An 18,369-nucleotide genomic window follows, 5' to 3' on the forward strand; every position below is an offset into this window, starting at 1 on the left:
GTAGGCTTCGTTGTTAACTTAACATAGATTAATCCTTTACATACGCATCTTTTTTTGTAACTTTGCGGCCGGAAAAGAAATAAGATTGATTTAAACTTTAAATACATTAAGCATTATGTCAAAGAAAGCTCTTTTAATGATTCTCGATGGTTGGGGTTGTGGCGACCATCAGAAGGACGACGTGATCTTCAACACTCCCACTCCTTACTGGGACAGTCTGCTGGCCAACTATCCGCACTCACAGCTCCAGGCGAGCGGCGAGAACGTAGGTTTGCCCGACGGTCAGATGGGTAACTCTGAAGTAGGTCACCTGAACATCGGTGCCGGACGCATCGTTTATCAGGACCTCGTGAAGATCAACCGTGCCTGCGCCGACAACAGCATCCTGCAGAACAAGGAAATTGTTTCTGCCTTCACGTATGCCAAGGAGCATGGCAAGAACATCCACTTCATGGGACTGACTTCGAACGGCGGTGTTCACTCTTCGTTCGATCACCTGTTCAAGCTCTGCGACATTGCCAAGGAATACGGTTTGCAGGACACTACCTTCATCCACTGCTTCATGGACGGTCGTGATACCGACCCGAAGAGCGGTAAGGGCTTCATCGAACAACTGACTGCTCACTGCGCACAGTCGGCCGGCCGCATTGCCAGCATCGTGGGCCGCTTCTACGCTATGGACCGCGACAAACGCTGGGAACGTGTGAAAGAAGCATACGACCTGCTTGTTAACGGACAGGGCCGTGTAGCTACCGACATGGTACAAGCCATGCAGGAGTCTTACGACGAAGGTGTAACCGACGAGTTCATCAAGCCTATCGTAAACGGCGCTTTCGATGGCACCATTAAGGAAGGCGACGTAGTGATCTTCTTCAACTACCGCAACGACCGTGCCAAAGAGCTGACCATCGTACTGACCCAGCAGGATATGCCGGAACAGGGCATGCACACCATCCCCGGTCTGCAATACTACTGCATGACGCCGTACGATGCATCGTTCAAAGGCGTGCACATCCTCTTCGACAAGGAGAACGTACAGAACACGCTGGGCGAATACCTGGCCAACAACGGCAAGACGCAGCTGCACATTGCCGAGACAGAGAAATATGCCCACGTAACCTTCTTCTTCAACGGTGGCCGCGAAACTCCGTATGCCAACGAAGACCGCATCCTCGTTCCTTCGCCCAAGGTTGCCACGTACGACCTGAAGCCTGAAATGAGCGCTTACGAAGTGAAGGACAAACTGGTAGAGGCTATCGGCACGCAGAAGTACGACTTCATCGTGGTGAACTATGCCAACGGCGATATGGTAGGCCACACGGGTATCTACGAAGCCATCGAAAAGGCAGTTGTAGCTATCGACAACTGTGTGAAGGACACTGTTGAGGCTGCCAAGGCTAACGGCTACGAAGTCATCATCATTGCCGACCACGGTAATGCCGACCACGCACTGAATGCCGACGGCACACCCAACACAGCTCACTCGCTGAATCCGGTTCCGTTCGTATACGTAACGGACAACAAGGATGCCAAGGTAGAGAATGGTGTACTGGCCGACGTAGCTCCGTCTATCCTCCACATCCTCGGCATGCCTCAGCCGGCAGAGATGACGGGCAAGGACCTGATTAAGTAATCTGATAACCAATAAGGAAACGACATAAGAGGGCAGGCAGAGGGAAACTGACGGGACAGAGACTCTCCGCCTGCTTTTTTTGCAGGCAAAAGCCTGCTCACAAAAGACCGTACCATGACAAAGAAAGGGAACAAAACTACCGGAAAAGAGAGCGGCGGACAGACGGCGAAGACGATTCGGCTGTCCAACCTCGTATGCCCGCCCGGCATGACGCTGGAGCAGTGGCAGATATTGCTGAGACAACAGGCCGCAAAGAAGGAAAACTTCGGCATTAGTCAGGAGACCGACACCGACGAAAGCGGCTGCTACCGCTTGTTCAGTCCGCTGTCCCACCGGCTCTACAAGATTATCTATCGCGGAGAGGGCAGTCCCTGGAACTATTGTTCGTGCATGGACTTCAAGTCCAACCAGCTGGGTACCTGCAAGCATATTGAGGCCGTGAAGCTTTGGCTGGATGAGAACAAACTGCGTCCCGATACCTCATTGCCTCCTTATACGGCAGTTTACCTTTCTTACGTGCAGGGACGGAAAGTCTGCATCCGCATCGGCAGCGAGAAGCGGGACGATTTCAAGCGTCTGGCTGCCGAATATTTCAGTGAGGACAATGTGTTGCGTCCCGATTGCATTTATTCTTTTTCCACTTTCCTTTCGAGGGCACGGAAACTCAGCGACACGTTTCGTTGCTATCCCGATGTCTATCAGTACATCCTCGACATCCGCGACATCCGCCGGCGGGAGAAGCTGGTGGACGAGCAGTGCAGCGACGACGAACTGAACCATCTGCTCACCGTTCCCCTCTATCCCTATCAGCGTGAGGGCATCCGCTTTGCCGTCCGTGCGGGGAAGTGCATCATTGCCGACGAAATGGGCTTGGGAAAGACCATTCAGGCCATCGGTACGGCGGAACTGCTCAGACGGGAGAAGATGGTTGCTTCCGTTTTGATTTTGTGTCCCACTTCGCTCAAGTATCAGTGGAAGAAGGAGATTGAGCGTTTCACAGGTGCGAAGGCGCACGTCATCGAGGGTGGGCACCTTCAGCGGCGGAAGCAGTATGAGGCCGAGGAACCTTACAAGATTATCTCCTACAACAGTGCCTGTAACGACGTCAAGGTGCTGGGCTCGCTGCAGACCGACCTGCTGATTATGGACGAGGCGCAGCGCCTGAAGAACTGGAACACGCAGATAGCCAAGGCGGCACGGCGCATCGAGTCGGACTATACGGTGGTGCTCTCGGGCACGCCGCTGGAGAACAAGTTACAGGAACTTTACTCCATTGTCCAGTTCGTGGACCAGTACCGCCTGGGTCCTTACTACCGTTTTACGGACTTCACCACCGTGACCGATGCCGACGGTAAGGTGACGGGCTACAAGAACCTGAACGTGGTGGGGCGGCTGCTGGAGGGCATACTGCTGCGCCGCCGCAAGCGCGATGTGGCGCTTCAGCTTCCGGGGCGGACGGACAAGATTCTCTATGTCGGCATGACCAAGGAGCAGCGCGTGCTGCACAGCGAATACCAGTACGTGGTGGGGCAGATTGTGACGAAATGGCGCCGGTTGCACTTCCTGAGCGAGAAGGACCGCAACAGGCTGCTCCTGCTCCTGAACCAGATGCGCATGGTCTGCGACAGCACCTTCATTCTGGACCAGCGCACCCGCCACGACACCAAGGTGGACGAGCTGATGCAGATTGTGGAGGAGATGGTGGAGAACGGCGAGGAGAAGATGGTGGTCTTCAGCCAGTGGGAGCGGATGACGCGCGTCATCTGTCAGGAACTGGAAAAGCGCTCCATCTGCTACGCCAACCTGAACGGTTCCGTGCCTTCGGCCAAGCGCAAGGAACTGATGGATGAGTTTACCGACAATCCCGACTGCCGGGTGTTTGTCTCCACCGATGCGGGCAGCACGGGCCTGAACCTCCAGGTGGCTTCCGTCATTGTCAATCTGGACCTGCCCTGGAACCCGGCCGTGTTGGAGCAGCGCATTGCCCGCATCTACCGCATCGGGCAGCAGCGCCGTGTGCAGGTCATCAATTTTGTGGCTGAGAACACCATCGAGGAGCGGATGCTCTCCACGCTGAAATTCAAGTCCAACGTGGCCGGAGGCATCCTGGACGGTGGCGAAGACTCGGTCTTCTTCGAGGAAAGCAAGTTCAACAAGCTGATGGAGACCGTGGAGGAAGTGGTGCTGGAGTCTGCTGCGGCGCAGGACGATGGAGCGGCGCAACCGGAAACGACTCCGGTTCCTGTCGAGGAAGAAGCGGAAGAGCCTTTGGCCGTTGCGGCCTCTGAAACCGGAACCGGGACAGACGACGGTCAGTTTGTCATCTCCTTTGAGGACGACAACGAACCGGCAGACGTAGGAGAGCCGACGGCTGCTTCCATGCCTTCGGCGGAGGAGCCGACTTTTGCCGGGCAGTCCGAAGCGGACGGGGCAGACAGCATCGACGGCGGACACCGGAAAGCATGGCGGGCGGAAAGCCCGCAGGAGCTGGTCATGCAGGGAGTGTCGTTCTTCACGCAGCTGGCCGACGCGCTCGCCTCGCCCGAGAAGACCGCCGAACTGGTGGATACGTTGGTGAAGGAAGACAAGGAGACGGGACGGACTTCTATCGAGATTCCCGTGCCCGACAAAGAAAGTGTGACGCGCATGTTCCAGCTGTTCGGCAAGCTGATGAGCATGGGCAAATAAGCGGATATTCATAAAAACAAAACAAGGATGGTACAGATAGGCGACGTAGTAGTGAGTTTCGATGTGTTTCGCGAGAAGTTTCTTTGCGATCTGGATGCCTGCAAAGGGCAGTGTTGTATTGAAGGCGATGCGGGAGCGCCCGTTGAGCTGGACGAAGTGGAAAAGCTGGAAGAGGTGCTTCCCGTCATCTGGGACGAACTGAGCCCCGAAGCGCGTGCCGTTATCGACCGTCAGGGGGTAGTCTATACCGATTGCGAGGGCGATCTGGTAACCTCCATCGTCAACAACAAAGATTGTGTCTTCACCTGCTACGACGAGCGCGGCTGCTGCTACTGCGCCATCGAGAAAGCGTTCCGTGCTGGTAAGACTGACTTCTACAAGCCCGTTTCCTGCCATCTGTACCCCATCCGCGTAGGCGATTACGGTCCCTACAAGGCGGTGAACTACCATCGTTGGGACGTTTGCAAAGCGGCTGTCCTCTTGGGGCGCAAAGAGAATGTGCCTGTCTATAAATTCCTGCGTGAACCCCTTATCCGCAAGTTCGGCGAAGACTGGTACAAGGAACTGGAGATTGCAGCCGAGGAGTTGGAGAAGCAGGGGATGCTGTAAAATTGTGAACGGGTAGTTAGAATTATATGCGTTGTCTGTACTTAAATCTATTACTGATTGTTTGCCTTTTATTTACTTCGTGTAAAGAAGGCAATGATTCTCCTTCCGATTTGGATAAATTGGAAGAACTGGAATTGAAGCCCATAATGAATTTGTTAACAAATGGAAATTGTGAGGAATGGACTACTCTTCCTATGGGGAATACTTATTTGTCGGGATGGTCTTTGCGTAATAAAGATTGTATAATAAAGGAAAGAGATGTTGTCTATGAAGGGTCGTATGCGGTCTGTATGCTTTCACCAGCTAAGGGAATTACGGCAGCATTGAGTCAAAAAGTGAAGGTGACCCCCGGGCATCTTCTTCGTTTGCGTTTTCATTATTACATAGAACCGGAATGTACGGGTACTAAACCGCGAATGTATTGCTATTTCCGTGAAGGCGGAACCAATAATATTCCGAATGATGTGTTGGCCTCTTTTTATGACGATGCTACATGGGGAGTTATACGAGGAGGCGGGTACGGACTCTCTTCTTTTCCTCTTGAATATGGAGAGTGGCAACTGTTTGATTACACGATCGAAGTTCCTGCTATAGCAGATTATTTTGTATTTGAAATACATAGTTATGCTGGAACAAAGATGTATGTGGATGATTGCTGGGTAGTGGATATCGATATGTATAAATGATAGAAGGTTATGGAAGCTTATCTCGTCTGGCTTTTTGCCGCCCTGTTTGTTGTCTTGGGACTGCTTGTACGGAAAAACCCGAAACTGATAGCGGGCTACAACACGATGTCGTCCGAGCGGCAGAAGAAAGTCGATGTCGAAGGGTTGAGGACTTTCATGTGCCGTGCGTTCTGCATGATCGGGGTGCTCCTCGTTCTGTGTCATTACCTGCTGGTGTTGGCTGGCATGCGCGGGCAGATAGCCTTGCTGTTAAGTGTCGTGTTGGTACCCATGCTGGGAGCATTTTATATACTGATTGCCGCGCAGCGTTACGATCGCGGGCGGTGACTGCAGGCAGGATGGTGTCTGCTATCTGAATAGAATTTCAACTTCTGAATAGTGGTTAATATTGCTCGTGAGCCGTGCAAGTGTCTCTCGTGAGCCGTACAAGTGTCTCTCATGAGCCGTACAAGTGTGCTCCAATATCCCTCTTTTTCTTTGTATTTTCTGCAGGAAACAGGTGTTGATGTTTTGCCGGATCGGGCGGAGATGGGTATGGGCAAAGGGAGCTTTTCCTCGATTTCTCTCCCCAAGACTTGTTTTTCTCGGAAAAAAAGCGTATAATTGTTGGACAACCAATCTTATATGCTTATGAAAAAGTACATTGCAGAAATGGTGGGGACGATGGTGCTCGTCCTCATGGGATGTGGTAGTGCTGTTTTTGCCGGCAGTGTGGCCGATACGGTAGGCGCCGGTGTAGGAACTATTGGAGTAGCTTTGGCCTTCGGACTGTCGGTTGTGGCCATGGCTTATGCTATTGGAGGCATTTCGGGTTGCCATATCAATCCGGCCATTACGCTGGGCGTTTTCCTTTCGGGACGCATGAAGGGCAAAGAGGCCGCTATGTACATGGTGTTTCAGGTGATTGGAGCCGTTATCGGGTCGGCGGTACTTTATGCGCTTATCACGACCGGTGCGCACGACGGCCCTACGGCAACGGGTGCCAACAGCTTCGACGCTGGAGAGACGGTGCAAGCCTTCGTGGCCGAGGCGGTGTTTACGTTTATCTTTGTTCTGGTTGTCTTGGGTTCGACCGACCCTAAAAAAGGTGCCGGACAGTTGGCTGGACTGGCCATCGGTCTGACGCTGGTGCTGGTACACATTGTCTGTATCCCCATCACGGGTACGTCGGTCAATCCAGCACGTAGCATCGGTCCAGCTTTGTTCGAGGGTGGAGCAGCGTTGTCGCAGCTATGGCTCTTTATTATCGCGCCTTTTGTGGGTGCAGCCTTCAGTGCGATGGTCTGGAACTATCTGGAGAAAGACTGATTGCGGTGAAAAGTATAAGCTCCCGTCCGGTTGGCCGATGGCTGTGCCGGGCGGGAGCTTATGTGTAGATGTTGCTCCTACTGTCTTTTTAATAATAGATGTTGAGAGAAAGATATAGGTATTCCGCGTTGTTGCTATCTGTCTCGAAGTAGATTTTGTCTTCTCGTGCCAGCCAGCCGATAGCTGCGTTCAGGTCTCTGTCCGATAGTGCCGATGCGGCTTTCAGGTCTTCGTATTTCCAGCGTTTGCCGTCGTTCAGCAAGGTCCAGACGATGCCTGCATTGTTTCCGATAGTGTATTTATCCATAATTTAGCCGATATAATAATTTAGTTCGATGTATAATACGTTTCTTCTTCCTACTTTGGTTTCCTCAATAGAAAGTTTTCCTTCGCGTGCCAGCCAGCCGATGGCGGCATTGATGATTCGGTCTGACAGGCCGGTTGCCTGTTTGATTTCCTGGTAGTCCCACTTCCGGCTTTCGCTTTGAAGCAGGTTCCAGATGATGCCTGCGCTTTCGCCGATACTTTGAATGTTCATAGGCTTTTCTTTTTAATGGTTTGTCTTTCGTTTTAGTAAGGTTATACAATAGGCCATACATATTCCCGGAGGAGTTTGTCTGGCTTTCGAGAGGGACCGGCAATCTTTTTCGCAAGCGGAAATCGACTGTCGATTTGTTACTTCAAATAAGATTCTTATATGAATCTGTTACAAAAGTATACTTTTCGGATAATAAAACAACCTTTAAGAGTTTTTTCTCAGGAAATCTCTCTTTTTTTAATGATTTTTTCTCTTTGTTGTTACGTTGGTGCGAATGGGGTGGAGGAAAAGGGGGTAGACAGTTGTTCCCGAGGGACAGAAACGGAAAAGCCCCGGAACGGGCAGGAGTTTCCTGTTGTTCCGGGACTTCTTCGTTGTAAGATGTGAGGTTGGTTAATATATTACGATTGTTTATGCATCGATGTTAGCGTATGTGGCGTTCTTTTCGATGAACTCGCGACGCGGACCAACGTCTTCGCCCATCAGCATGGAGAAGGTGTAGTCGGCTTCGGCAGCATTCTCCAGATGCACCTGTTTCAGCATACGGTTTTCGGGGTTCATGGTTGTCTCCCACAGCTGTTCGGGGTTCATCTCACCCAAACCTTTGTATCGTTGGGTGTGAATGGCGTTCTCCGAACCACCACCGTAAGTGTCGATGAAGCGTTGGCGCTGTTGGTCGGTCCAGCAGTATTCCTTCACCTTGCCTTTGGTGCAAAGGTAGAGGGGCGGTGTAGCAATGTACAGATAGCCTTGCTGGATGACTTCGGGGAAGTAACGGAAGAAGAGCGTCATGATGAGGGTGTCGATGTGCGAACCATCGACATCGGCATCGGTCATGATGATGACTTTCTTGTAGCGCAGCTTGTCGATGTTGGCTTTTTTGCTGTCTTCCGTGTCGACGCCGAAGCGGATGCCCAGTGCCTGAATGATGTTGTTGACTTCTTCGCTTTCGAAGGCTTTGTGCCACATGGCTTTCTCTACGTTCAGGATTTTACCGCGCAGGGGCAGGATGGCCTGGAACGTACGGTTGCGGCCTTGCTTGGCCGATCCGCCTGCCGAGTCTCCCTCGACCAGGAAGAGTTCGCATTCGTCGGGGTCCTTGCTGGAGCAGTCGGCCAGTTTGCCGGGCATTCCGCCGCCACTCATGGGCGACTTGCGCTGTACGGACTCGCGTGCCTTGCGGGCAGCCACACGGGCGGTGGCAGCCAGTATCACTTTATCTACAATCAGTTTGGCTTCCTTGGGATGCTCTTCCAGGTAGTTGGTGAGGGCTTCGCCCACGGCCTGGTTGACGGCGCCGCTTACTTCGCTGTTGCCCAGCTTAGTCTTGGTCTGTCCCTCGAACTGGGGCTCGGACACTTTGACGGAGATAACGGCGATGAGTCCTTCGCGGAAGTCTTCGCCTGATATTTCCACTTTGGCTTTTTCGAGCTGCTTGGCGCAGGTTTCTTCACCGTACTTCTTCAGTACACGGGTCAGCGCAGCACGGAATCCGGCTTCGTGTGTTCCGCCTTCCTTGGTGTTGATGTTGTTGACGTAGGAATGGAGGTTCTCGCGGTAGCCGGTGTTATACATGATGGCGCACTCGATGGGCACGCCGGCTTTTTCGGTGTTCAGGTAGATGACGTCGTTGAACAGGGGTATGTTGTTGCTGTTCAGGTAGCGGACGAACTCTTTCACGCCTTCTTCCGAGTGGAATACTTCGCGGATGGGGTTGCCGTCTTCGTCTTTCTCGCGGAGGTCGGTCAGTGTGATGCGGATACCTGCGTTGAGGTATGCCAGTTCGCGCAGACGTGCCTGCAAGGTAGAGTATTTATAGGTGGTGACGGTGAAGATACTTCCGTCGGGCCAGAAGGTCTGTTTGGTTCCGGTGAAGGCGGGGTCGCATGTGCCTACTTCCTTGACGGGGTAGAGGGGCTTTCCGCATTCGTATTCCTGCTGATAGATTTTTCCGTTGCGGAATACTTGTGTGGTCATGTGCGTGGAGAGGGCATTGACGCAGGATACGCCGACGCCGTGCAGACCGCCTGATACTTTGTAGGAACCTTTATCGAACTTTCCGCCGGCGTGGAGCACGGTCATTACCACTTCGAGTGCCGATTTCTGTTCTTTCTCGTGGAAGTCGACGGGGATACCTCGTCCGTTGTCTTGCACGGTGATGGAGTTGTCTTCGTTGATGGTTACTTCGATGTGGTCGCAGTAGCCGGCCATGGCTTCGTCGATGGAGTTGTCTACTACCTCATAGACGAGGTGGTGCAGACCGTTTTCGCTGATGTCGCCGATGTACATGGCGGGACGCTTGCGTACGGCTTCCAAGCCTTCGAGGACTTGGATGTTACTGGCCGAATAGTTGTTCTCGCCGTTTATCTTTTCTTCTTCTGTCATATTGTATTTTCCTTATTGTAATAACAGAGCAAAGTTAGTGAAAATCTTTGAGATACAAAAAAAGGCGAGATTAAAAAATCTCGCCTTTCTGTATCTTTTGTTTGTACTCAATCAGCTTAAGCCAGCTTGTTGATGTAGAGAGCCAACTTCGACTTCAAGTTATTGGCTTTGTTTTTGTGGATGGTGTTGTTCTTAGCTAACTTATCCAGCATTTTTGCAACGAGCGGAAGCATGGCAGTAGCCTCTGCTTTGTCAGTAGTTGCGCGAAGTTTTCTAACAGCATTTCTCATGGTCTTGCCATAGTATCTGTTGTGAAGTCTTCTCTTCTCTTCCTGTCTGATTCTTTTCAGTGATGATTTATGATTTGCCATCTCGACTAATCTTTTTTTAATTCGTTTATCTTTTTATTTAGTAGCCCGTGGGGGAATCGAACCCCCCTTTCAAGAATGAAAATCTTGCGTCCTAACCGATAGACGAACGGGCCATCCTTTTGTCGAGCGTTTCCGCTCTTAGCGAGTGTCTTTGTTTCTCGTTTGCGGATGCAAAGGTAGAAACTATTTTTGAATTACCAAAACATTCGCAAGAAATTTTTCGAAGTTTTTTGTTTGAAATACTCGCAAACTGCGTGTAATATATTGTAAATCAAATAAATAGACGGTGATAAAATTTTTATGGGAAAATGCATTTTTCTTTTGCCCAACCGTGGAAAGTGGTGGAAAATGGGGCTGGCGGGTTGGTGGAAGCTGTAGGGATGGTATGAAGGGGGCAGGAGTGGCTTTTCTACTATGCTTGTATGGCTCGTGAGCCGTGCAAGTGTTGCTCGCGAGCCGTGCAAGTGTCTCTCGCGAGCCGTACAAGTGTCTCTCACGAGCCGTGCAAGTGTCTCTCAAAGGGTGCCCGTGGCGGGTGTCTGGGGGGGCAGGATGGCGAAGAGATATTTGGATGCATGGCACGTGAAGCAAAAGGATTTTTTTGTAGATTTGCCTTCGGAAAGGAGAGATTGGCATGTTACAGAAGACTCGTGGAATCGTGCTGCGCACGTTGAAGTACAAGGACAGTTCGCTCATTGCGGACGTTTATACCGAGGTGTCGGGACGCACGTCGTTCCTGCTGCCTGTGTCGCGTTCGCGCAAGGCGCCCGTGAAGACGGCTTTGTTTCAGCCCCTGGCGATGGTAGAGCTGGAGGCAGACTATCGGCCGAACGCTACTATGTATAAGGTAAAAGAGGCAAAGTTGTTCTATCCTTTCTCGTCGCTGCCGTTCGATCCTTACAAGTCGGCCATTGCTCTGTTCTTATCCGAGTTCCTGTGTCGTGCCTTGCGCGAGGAGGCCGAAAACCGTCCGCTGTTTGCCTATCTGCAGCATTCGGTTGTCTGGCTGGACGAGTGCCGTGGCGGCTTTGCCAATTTTCATCTGGTTTTTCTGATGCGCCTGTCGCGCTTCCTAGGTCTGTACCCCAATCTGGAGCATTATGCCGAGGGCGATTATTTCGACCTGCAGGCTGCCTGCTTCACTTCGCTGCGTCCGCAGACACACTCGCATTACATTGGTCCGCAGGAGGCCGCGCGTCTGCGGCGTCTGATGCGTATGAACTACGAGACGATGCACCTGTTCGGCATGAGCCGTACCGAGCGTGCCCGCTGTCTGTCCGTCATCAACGACTATTATCGTCTGCATTTGCCTGACTTCCCCGAACTGCGGTCGCTGGAGGTGCTGAAGGAGCTGTTCGACTGAGCGTGTCTGTGCGTGCTCTGCACCGGTTGTACGCCCGCAACAGTAGTGGTAGGGATAAAAAGAAAGAGGATGCAGGACGAATCCTGTATCCCCTTTCCGTAAAACCGACGGGCCTGCCAGCCGGCAAGCACCGCCTTGTTCGTTTTATCCCAGCAGTTCTTTAACTTTGGCCGAGATGGCACGTCCTTCGGCCAGTCCGGCCAGTTTCTTGCTGGCTACGCCCATCACCTTACCCATGTCCTTGCCACTGGTGGCACCTACTTCGGCGATGATTTCCTTCAGGGCAGCTTCCAGTTCTTCGGCACTCATCTGCTTGGGCAGATAGGCTTCCATGACTTTCACCTGTGCCAGCTCGCCTTCGGCCAGGTCCTGACGGCCTTGCTGAATGTAGATGTCGGCAGCGTCCTTGCCTTGTTTCACCAGTTTCTGGATGATTTTCAGGGCAGCGTCGTCTGTCAGGGTATCGTTGGCTCCCGGTGCTGTTTTAGCTTCGAGGAATACTTTCTTGATGTTTCTCAGAGTTTCCAAAGCCACTTTGTCTTTGGCCTTCATTGCGTTTTTAATGTCTTCGCTGACTTTGTCGAATAAATCCATGATATTGTGTCTTTTTAAGTTTCTACGTTTCTCTATTTTATTCTCTCTTACGGAAAATCATTTCAACCACTTCCACTCCCCCCTCTCCTTGGGAGAGGGGTCGGGGGTGAGGCATCAGAAGGTAATAATTCCTCCGTCGTTTCCTCCCGTCTCCTGTGCGGCTTCGGTGGCCTGCTGCACGGCAGTTTCGGCTTTGCTCTTGATGCTGTTCAGCGTACTCTTGTCGCGCTGGTAAGTCGGCGTGCTTTCTACCATGCTGATGATGTCGGCGTTGTCCAGGTCCTCGGGTGCGAAGATGTAGATGTGGCGGCGGCGCGTACGCTGGCTACGGCTGTTGGCATTGCTTCCGTAGTAGCTTTCGCGACGCATACGGCGCTGTTCTTCCTCTTCTTCGAGTTCGGCCAGGCGTTGTTGTTCTTCGGCCGAACGCTGGCTGACGCGCTCGTCCATCTCCTTCATGTGAATGTCCTGTATACCGAATCCGGTAGCCAGCAGGGTGATTTTCACCTTTCCTTCGAGCGAGTTGTCTATGGCCATACCGAATTTCGTTTCGAAGTCGCGGTTGAAGCGGTTCATGAATTCCTTCACTTCTTCCATCTCGCTCATCATCAGTTCGTGTTCGGCGCTGTACGAGATGTTGAGCAATACCTTCTTGGAGTTGAAGATGTCGTTTTCGTTCAGCAGCGGCGAGTGTTGTGCGTTCTTGATGGCTTCGCTTACGCGGTTCTCTCCCTCGCCGTAGCCGGTACTCATGATGGCCACTCCACCGTCCTTCATCACGGTTTTCACATCATTGAAGTCGAGGTTGATGATGCCTCGCATGGTGATGATTTCGGCAATGCTTTTGGCGGCGATCAGCAGTGTGTCGTTGGCTTTGGCAAAGGCACTTGTCACCGAGAGGTCCGGGTAGATTTCGCCCAGTTTCTCGTTGTTGATCACCAGCAGGGCATCGACGTGCTGGCTTATCTCCTCTACACCGTCCAGTGCCTGGTCGATCTTCTTGTCGCCCTCCCAGCGGAAGGGGATGGTAACGATACCTACGGTCAGGATGTCCATGTCCTTGGCAATGCGGGCGATGGTGGGGGCAGCTCCGGTACCAGTTCCTCCACCCATTCCGGCGGTGATGAATACCATCTTCGTACCGTCGTTGAGCATGTCTTTTACTTCGTTGATGCTTTCTTCGGTTGCCTCCTTAGCCTTTGCCGGACGGTTGCCGGCTCCCAGGCCTTCGTGCCCCAGTTGCAGTTTGACGGGCACGGGCGACTCTTCGAGGGCCTTGCGGTCGGTGTTGCACACCACGAAAGCTACGTCGTGTATGCCTTCCCGGTACATGTGGTTGACGGCATTGCCGCCTCCGCCTCCTACACCGATCACTTTAATGATTTTCGGCGAATCGGTCGGGAAATCGAATTGTACTATATCTTCCATAACTATGAATGTTTCTTGTTATCACCCTTATTACTTCATGTCCTCGTCCGAGAAGATTTCGTTGGACAGCTTGTTGAAGGTTTTTTCGAACCAGCTGGGACCGTCTTTTTTCTTCTTCTTTTTGGCCTCTTTCTCCAGCCGTTCTTTTTCCTTGCGCTCGCGTTCTTTGCGTTCGCGCTCTTCCTTTTCGCGCTGTAGCTTGGCGATTCGGGCTGCTTCTTCCTGTTTCTTCAGTTCTTCGTCGTTGCTGAACATGTCCGCTGTGCTGTTGGCGGTTGCTGTTTGCGCGGGGCGCGGAATCTCCTGTAAGCAGCAGTTTTCGTTTCCGGCAGCCAGCAGACCAAGCAGTGTATTCTGAGTACCGTTCTTCTTCAGTACGTCGCTGAAGCCGTGAATGGTCTCGTGAACGAATCGGGCAGTCTTGACCTTCTCCATCTTGCTTTGTTTGCGGAAGGCTTCTTCCAGATGCTTCAGGTTCGAGCCTCCGCCGGTCAGGATGACACCGGAGAAGAGCTTGTCCTCGTAGCCGGAAAGTTGCAGCTGGTTCCATACGTTGGCCAGTATTTCCTCAGTACGTGCGCCGATGATGTTGTTCAGAACGTTCAGTTCGATGCTACGTCCGTCTTCTGTCTGGCAGGTGGCAGGCGTTTCGGCTCCTTCTTCCTCCTCGTAGAGGGCATCGCCGTATTGCAGTTTCAGCTTCTCGGCATCTTCTTCCTCCATCTGCAGGGTAGTGATGTCGCGCGTGATGCTGTTTCCGCCCAGGGGCAGTACGCTGAGGTAGCGCAGGATGTTGTTCTTGTAGACAGAGACGGTAGTGGTGTCGGCACCGAAGTCTACCAGTGCGCAACCCGACCGCATTTCGTTTTCCGTCAGTACGGCTTTGGCCAGTACGAGGGGCGAAATGAGCAAGTCGGCTATTTCAATCTTGGCCTGTTCGAAGCTGTGCTCCAGGTTCTTCTTGAGCGTGGCCCGTGCCACGATGTTCAGGAACTGCCCGGTGATACGCTTTCCCGTAACTCCTACGGGGTCAGCCTGTAGGGTATTGTCTATTTTATACTCTTGCGGGGCGACATCCAGTACGCTCATGTCGGCTAAGGGGACTTCGAGGTTCTCGTCGCAGATGCTGTCGATGAGTTCCTGCGAGATGATGCCCTCCTCTTCCAGCGTACGGCTTACCGCATTTGCTACTGTGCGTAGCGACTGTCCGCCGATGCCTACATACACTTTGGCAATAGAGTTGTTGAGCTGGCTTTCCAGCTTGTTGATGATGGAAGTCAGTGCCTGGGCTGTCTTATCAATGTTGTAGATGACTCCCTTGTGTATAAACTGGGATGCCTCTTCGCGTGCATAAGCCAACACCTGGATGCTTCCGTCACTGTTCTTCTTGCCGGCGATACTGGATATCTTGGAAGAACTCAACTCGATGGCGGCGATAAAATCTGTTGTTGCCATATTTGATGTATTTAGTTTATTTCTTCGTACAAATTATCTGATTCCCGAATTCAACGTTTATTCGGGAGTATTTGTTCCAGCCTACCTGGTTCAGTGCCTTCTCGTAGAAAGCCTTGACCCGTTTCAACTTGTTCTCGTAATTGTCCAGCCGGCCGAGGTAGATGAGGTGGTCGCCTACCCGCGGCACCAGTTCGACGTTTCTGCCCAGCAGTACGTGAATCTGTTCGACCTGTGCATTCCAAAAGGAATTGTTCTGCAAAAATACAGCAAACTTGTATAAATCCCTCATGGCAAATGACTTTTCTATACTTCCGGTAGCTACGGCAAGGTGCGCCACGCACTTGGCGTGGGGAGGCATCACAGTTCCTTTGTTGTCCAGGTAATAGTTTTCGCCGTTGTCGCTCATGACGCGCAATACGGGAATGCGCTGGGTGACCTCAACGCACAGCTTGCCGCTGGGTGTCTTGTAGCATTCGGCCCGGTCGATAAGGGGATGCTTGGACAACTCTTTCTCTACGGTTTTGGTGCGTATGCGGTCCAGTTTCTTCCCGATGGGGCTGATGCCTTTCTTTTCAAGCATGCTGATTACTTCCTTCTGGGTGATGAATCCGGCATAGGCAGTGTCCTGAATGATGAGCTGTATGTCGTGGCACACCTGTCCTTCCGGCTTCCGGTTGAAAGCTGTGATGGCCATCACCAGATAGGCTGTGATGAGCAGCAGGACGATGGAAAGTAAAATACGCTTTATCATAACCTGGGTATTAATGGAGTATCTTGATTATCTCGGGTATATAGTTGTCGAGGTCGCCGGCACCCAATACGATGACCACCTGGAAGCTCTTCGTCGCAAGGAAGTTGAGCAGGTCTTTCTTGGGGCAGATGTACTTTTCGATGCCCGGTCGCAGGTTGTCGTAGATGAGCTGGCTGCTGACACCGGGGATAGGCTCTTCGCGCGCCGGATAGATTTCGGTCAGGATGACTTCGTCGAGCAACGAAAGGCTGTCGGCAAAGTATTTGTAGAAATCGCGCGTACGCGTATAGAGGTGGGGCTGGAAGATAGCTGTAATCTTCCGGTCGCTGTAGAGTTCGCGGATGGACTTCACGCTCTGGGCTATCTCGGCGGGATGGTGGGCGTAGTCGCTCAACAGTACCAGACGGTCGGTTTTCAGGCGGAAGTCGAAACGGCGGTCCACTCCGCCGAAGCTGGCCATGCCCTGACGGATTTCCTCGTCGGTGGCACCGTTGAGGTGGGCCAGCGCCATGGCTGCCACGCCGTTCTCGATGTTGATGCTGACAGGAACTCCGAGTCGTATGTCGTTGATGCGCGTGTCGGGGGCAACGAAGTCGATGATGATTTCACCGCCGCCGATGCGTATGTTTTCGGCATGGAAGTCGCCTTCGGTGCGCGAGTAGGTGTAAGTACGTACACCGGGTTGCACATCGGGCTTCATCTCCAGTCCGGTATGGATGATCAACGCGCCACCCGGCTGAATGAGGGTGGTGTAGTGGCGGAAGCTTTCGAGGTAGGCTTCTTTGGTGCCGTAGATGTCCAGATGGTCGGGGTCGGTGGCAGTGATGACGCTCATGTAGGGCGAGAGCCAGTGGAAGGAGCGGTCGAACTCGTCGGCTTCGATGACGGTGTAGGGACTGTCGGCCGAGAGCAACAGGTTGGTGCCGTAGTTCTTCGAAATACCTCCCAGGAAGGCGGTGCAGCCTACGTGCGACTGGTGGAGCAGGTGTGCGGTCATGGTGCTGGTAGTGGTTTTACCGTGAGTGCCGGCCACACAGAGTGCCTTGCTGCCGCGCGTGATGAGGCCCAGCACCTGGGCACGCTTGTGTATCTCGAACCCATTCTGGCGGAAATAAGCCAACTCGCGGTGGTCGTGCGGAATGGCGGGGGTGAAGACAACCAGTGTAGTGTCCTTGTCCTTGCAGGCCTGGGGGATCAGGTCGACATTCTCTTCGTAGTGTATCTGTGCGCCTTCTACGATGAGGCGTTCGGTCAGTTCGCTGGGCGTACGGTCGTAGCCGGCTACGGTCTTGCCTTTCGACAGGAAGTAGCGTATCAGGGCGCTCATGCCGATGCCGCCTGCGCCGACGAAGTAAACCGACTTTATGTTTTCTATATTCATTGTCTGTATGTCTTTAGGTTGTTGTTATGCGTTATCTGCCAGTTTCAGTACTTCTTCGGCGATGCGTCGGGCAGAGTCGGGCAAAGCCAGCCGGGCAATGTTGCTGCTAAGTGCTTGCAGGCGGTTGTCGTCGGCCACGGTTTCGAGGGCGGTGGGGATGAGTTTCTCCATCGCTTCGGCATCCTTGACGTAGAGGGCCGCATCCTTGTTGACCAGCGCCAGGGCGTTCTTCGTCTGATGGTCCTCGGCCACGTTGGGCGAGGGCACCAGTATGACGGGCTTGTGCAGCAGACAGAATTCGGAGATGGAGCCTGCTCCGGCACGCGAGATGACGAGGTCGGCCAGCATATAGGCTTTGGCCATGTCCTTGATGAAGTCGGTGACGTACAGGTTGGGGATGGCCGTGATGTGCGGATGGCGCACGGCTTCGCCCGTGAAGGCGACAATGGCCTGCTTCACCTGCTCGATGTATATTTTCCCGGTCTGCCAGATGAACTGGATGTCGGGATGTGCGCGCATCGTTTCGAGGGCGGCAGTCAGCGTCTGGTTGATGGTGCGTGCGCCCAGACTTCCGCCCAGTATCAGGATGGTCTTCTTTGCCGGGTCGAGGCCGAACAGGTCGGCAGCTTCCTGACGGGTGATGGAGTGGCCGAAGAGGTTCTGCCGTACGGGGTTGCCGGTCATGATGATTTTATCGGCCGGGAAGAACTTCTCCATGCCTTCGTAAGCCACGCAGATTTTGCGCGCCTTCTGGGCCAGCAGCTTGTTGGTGACGCCGGCGTAGGAATTCTGCTCCTGTATCAGGGTGGGGATGCCCATCATGCCGGCGGTCTTCAGCGTGGGTCCGCTGGCATAGCCACCTACGCCTACGGCCACCAGGGGCTTGAAGTCTTTGATGATTTTACGTGCCTTCCACTGGCTGCGTGCCAGCTTCACCAGTACGGCGAAGTTCTTCCACAGGTGTTTGCGGTCGAATCCGGCCACGGGCAGTCCGATGATTTTGTATCCGGCATCGGGCACGCGCTGCATCTCCATGCGTCCTTCGGCGCCTACGAACAGTATTTCGGCTCCGGGGCGCAGTTCCTTGATGGCATTGGCTATGGAGACGGCGGGGAAGATGTGGCCTCCCGTGCCGCCGCCGCTGATGATGATATGAGGATGTTCGTTCATTTCGTCTGA

Annotated in this window: 17 protein-coding genes and 1 tRNA gene; 7 read left to right on the forward strand and 11 right to left on the reverse strand. The window is 53.0% G+C overall.

Going from position 1 to position 18,369, the window contains the following annotated elements:
* The first annotated feature begins 115 nt into the window (after positions 1–115).
* The 6 genes from gpmI to BQ5591_RS03075 all read left to right on the forward strand — a co-directional run bounded on the left by gpmI (position 116) and on the right by BQ5591_RS03075 (position 6,924).
* The gene (gene gpmI, locus BQ5591_RS03050) at positions 116–1,633 is read left to right on the forward strand and encodes a 2,3-bisphosphoglycerate-independent phosphoglycerate mutase (protein WP_071148392.1); all 1,518 of its coding nucleotides are present in this window, start codon (positions 116–118) and stop codon (positions 1,631–1,633) included.
* 114 nt (positions 1,634–1,747) lie between these two features.
* A complete protein-coding gene (locus tag BQ5591_RS03055) occupies positions 1,748–4,321 on the forward strand; it encodes a DEAD/DEAH box helicase (protein ID WP_071148393.1) in 2,574 nt (857 codons plus the stop codon).
* A gap of 27 nt (positions 4,322–4,348) precedes the next feature.
* A complete protein-coding gene (locus BQ5591_RS03060; protein WP_022163397.1) occupies positions 4,349–4,930 on the forward strand; it encodes a DUF3109 family protein in 582 nt (193 codons plus the stop codon).
* 110 nt (positions 4,931–5,040) lie between these two features.
* Positions 5,041–5,616: a hypothetical protein gene (locus BQ5591_RS03065; RefSeq protein ID WP_071148394.1), complete on the forward strand. Its 576-nt coding sequence runs from the start codon at positions 5,041–5,043 to the stop codon at positions 5,614–5,616.
* A gap of 9 nt (positions 5,617–5,625) precedes the next feature.
* Entirely contained in the window at positions 5,626–5,943 is a 318-nt protein-coding gene (locus BQ5591_RS03070; RefSeq protein WP_022163395.1) for a DUF3784 domain-containing protein, read from the forward strand.
* Between the two features lie 303 nt (positions 5,944–6,246).
* Complete coding sequence (locus tag BQ5591_RS03075) at positions 6,247–6,924, forward strand: MIP family channel protein (RefSeq protein WP_071148585.1); 678 nt, start codon at positions 6,247–6,249, stop codon at positions 6,922–6,924.
* 88 nt (positions 6,925–7,012) lie between these two features.
* Here the strand turns inward: BQ5591_RS03075 and BQ5591_RS03080 are convergent, their stop codons facing one another.
* The 5 genes from BQ5591_RS03080 to BQ5591_RS03100 form a co-directional block, all read right to left on the reverse strand.
* Positions 7,013–7,231 (reverse strand): winged helix-turn-helix domain-containing protein, encoded by a 219-nt coding sequence (locus BQ5591_RS03080; protein WP_071148395.1) that lies wholly within the window; start codon positions 7,229–7,231, stop codon positions 7,013–7,015.
* 3 nt (positions 7,232–7,234) lie between these two features.
* Entirely contained in the window at positions 7,235–7,462 is a 228-nt protein-coding gene (locus BQ5591_RS03085) for a winged helix-turn-helix domain-containing protein (protein WP_022163392.1), read from the reverse strand.
* 411 nt (positions 7,463–7,873) lie between these two features.
* Positions 7,874–9,847 carry a DNA topoisomerase (ATP-hydrolyzing) subunit B gene (gene gyrB, locus BQ5591_RS03090; protein WP_071148396.1) on the reverse strand — a complete coding sequence of 658 codons (1,974 nt, stop codon included), beginning with the start codon at positions 9,845–9,847 and terminating at the stop codon, positions 7,874–7,876.
* Positions 9,848–9,963: 116 nt separating this feature from the next.
* Positions 9,964–10,218 (reverse strand): 30S ribosomal protein S20, encoded by a 255-nt coding sequence (gene rpsT, locus BQ5591_RS03095; RefSeq protein WP_022163390.1) that lies wholly within the window; start codon positions 10,216–10,218, stop codon positions 9,964–9,966.
* Positions 10,219–10,259: 41 nt separating this feature from the next.
* Positions 10,260–10,331 (reverse strand) — tRNA-Glu (locus tag BQ5591_RS03100).
* A gap of 521 nt (positions 10,332–10,852) precedes the next feature.
* Here BQ5591_RS03100 and recO point away from each other — a divergent pair.
* On the forward strand, positions 10,853–11,581 hold the full coding sequence (recO, locus tag BQ5591_RS03105; protein WP_071148397.1) for a DNA repair protein RecO: 729 nt from the start codon (positions 10,853–10,855) through the stop codon (positions 11,579–11,581).
* 144 nt (positions 11,582–11,725) lie between these two features.
* Here recO and BQ5591_RS03110 read toward each other — a convergent pair whose 3' ends face one another.
* The 6 genes from BQ5591_RS03110 to murG form a co-directional block, all read right to left on the reverse strand.
* Positions 11,726–12,175, reverse strand: coding sequence for a GatB/YqeY domain-containing protein (locus BQ5591_RS03110; protein WP_022163387.1), 450 nt, complete (start codon positions 12,173–12,175; stop codon positions 11,726–11,728).
* Positions 12,176–12,289: 114 nt separating this feature from the next.
* A complete protein-coding gene (gene ftsZ / locus BQ5591_RS03115; RefSeq protein ID WP_022163386.1) occupies positions 12,290–13,603 on the reverse strand; it encodes a cell division protein FtsZ in 1,314 nt (437 codons plus the stop codon).
* 30 nt (positions 13,604–13,633) lie between these two features.
* Positions 13,634–15,058, reverse strand: a complete 1,425-nt coding sequence (gene ftsA / locus BQ5591_RS03120) for a cell division protein FtsA (protein WP_071148398.1) — start codon at positions 15,056–15,058, stop codon at positions 13,634–13,636.
* Positions 15,059–15,074: 16 nt separating this feature from the next.
* Positions 15,075–15,809 (reverse strand): cell division protein FtsQ/DivIB, encoded by a 735-nt coding sequence (locus tag BQ5591_RS03125; RefSeq protein ID WP_071148399.1) that lies wholly within the window; start codon positions 15,807–15,809, stop codon positions 15,075–15,077.
* A gap of 10 nt (positions 15,810–15,819) precedes the next feature.
* Positions 15,820–17,190 (reverse strand): UDP-N-acetylmuramate--L-alanine ligase, encoded by a 1,371-nt coding sequence (locus tag BQ5591_RS21055; RefSeq protein WP_071148400.1) that lies wholly within the window; start codon positions 17,188–17,190, stop codon positions 15,820–15,822.
* A 24-nt stretch (positions 17,191–17,214) separates the two neighbouring features.
* Positions 17,215–18,360 carry an undecaprenyldiphospho-muramoylpentapeptide beta-N-acetylglucosaminyltransferase gene (murG, locus tag BQ5591_RS21060; RefSeq protein ID WP_071148586.1) on the reverse strand — a complete coding sequence of 382 codons (1,146 nt, stop codon included), beginning with the start codon at positions 18,358–18,360 and terminating at the stop codon, positions 17,215–17,217.
* Positions 18,361–18,369: the final 9 nt, after the last annotated feature.

The organism is Bacteroides ndongoniae (genome assembly GCF_900108345.1).
GTDB classification, from domain to species: Bacteria; Bacteroidota; Bacteroidia; order Bacteroidales; family Bacteroidaceae; genus Bacteroides; species Bacteroides ndongoniae.

Bases quoted from the DNA above. Each gene is read 5' to 3' on its own strand.
- rpsT (WP_022163390.1), bottom strand. From the start codon at position 10,218: ATGGCAAATCATAAATCATCACTGAAAAGAATCAGACAGGAAGAGAAG.
- BQ5591_RS03125 (WP_071148399.1), bottom strand. From the start codon at position 15,809: ATGATAAAGCGTATTTTACTTTCCATCGTCCTGCTGCTCATCACAGCC.
- ftsA (WP_071148398.1), bottom strand. From the start codon at position 15,058: ATGGCAACAACAGATTTTATCGCCGCCATCGAGTTGAGTTCTTCCAAG.
- BQ5591_RS03060 (WP_022163397.1), top strand. From the start codon at position 4,349: ATGGTACAGATAGGCGACGTAGTAGTGAGTTTCGATGTGTTTCGCGAG.
- BQ5591_RS21055 (WP_071148400.1), bottom strand. From the start codon at position 17,190: ATGAATATAGAAAACATAAAGTCGGTTTACTTCGTCGGCGCAGGCGGC.
- BQ5591_RS03075 (WP_071148585.1), top strand. From the start codon at position 6,247: ATGAAAAAGTACATTGCAGAAATGGTGGGGACGATGGTGCTCGTCCTC.
- BQ5591_RS03070 (WP_022163395.1), top strand. From the start codon at position 5,626: ATGGAAGCTTATCTCGTCTGGCTTTTTGCCGCCCTGTTTGTTGTCTTG.
- BQ5591_RS03080 (WP_071148395.1), bottom strand. From the start codon at position 7,231: ATGGATAAATACACTATCGGAAACAATGCAGGCATCGTCTGGACCTTG.
- ftsZ (WP_022163386.1), bottom strand. From the start codon at position 13,603: ATGGAAGATATAGTACAATTCGATTTCCCGACCGATTCGCCGAAAATC.
- recO (WP_071148397.1), top strand. From the start codon at position 10,853: ATGTTACAGAAGACTCGTGGAATCGTGCTGCGCACGTTGAAGTACAAG.
- BQ5591_RS03110 (WP_022163387.1), bottom strand. From the start codon at position 12,175: ATGGATTTATTCGACAAAGTCAGCGAAGACATTAAAAACGCAATGAAG.
- BQ5591_RS03055 (WP_071148393.1), top strand. From the start codon at position 1,748: ATGACAAAGAAAGGGAACAAAACTACCGGAAAAGAGAGCGGCGGACAG.
- gpmI (WP_071148392.1), top strand. From the start codon at position 116: ATGTCAAAGAAAGCTCTTTTAATGATTCTCGATGGTTGGGGTTGTGGC.
- BQ5591_RS03085 (WP_022163392.1), bottom strand. From the start codon at position 7,462: ATGAACATTCAAAGTATCGGCGAAAGCGCAGGCATCATCTGGAACCTG.
- murG (WP_071148586.1), bottom strand. From the start codon at position 18,360: ATGAACGAACATCCTCATATCATCATCAGCGGCGGCGGCACGGGAGGC.
- gyrB (WP_071148396.1), bottom strand. From the start codon at position 9,847: ATGACAGAAGAAGAAAAGATAAACGGCGAGAACAACTATTCGGCCAGT.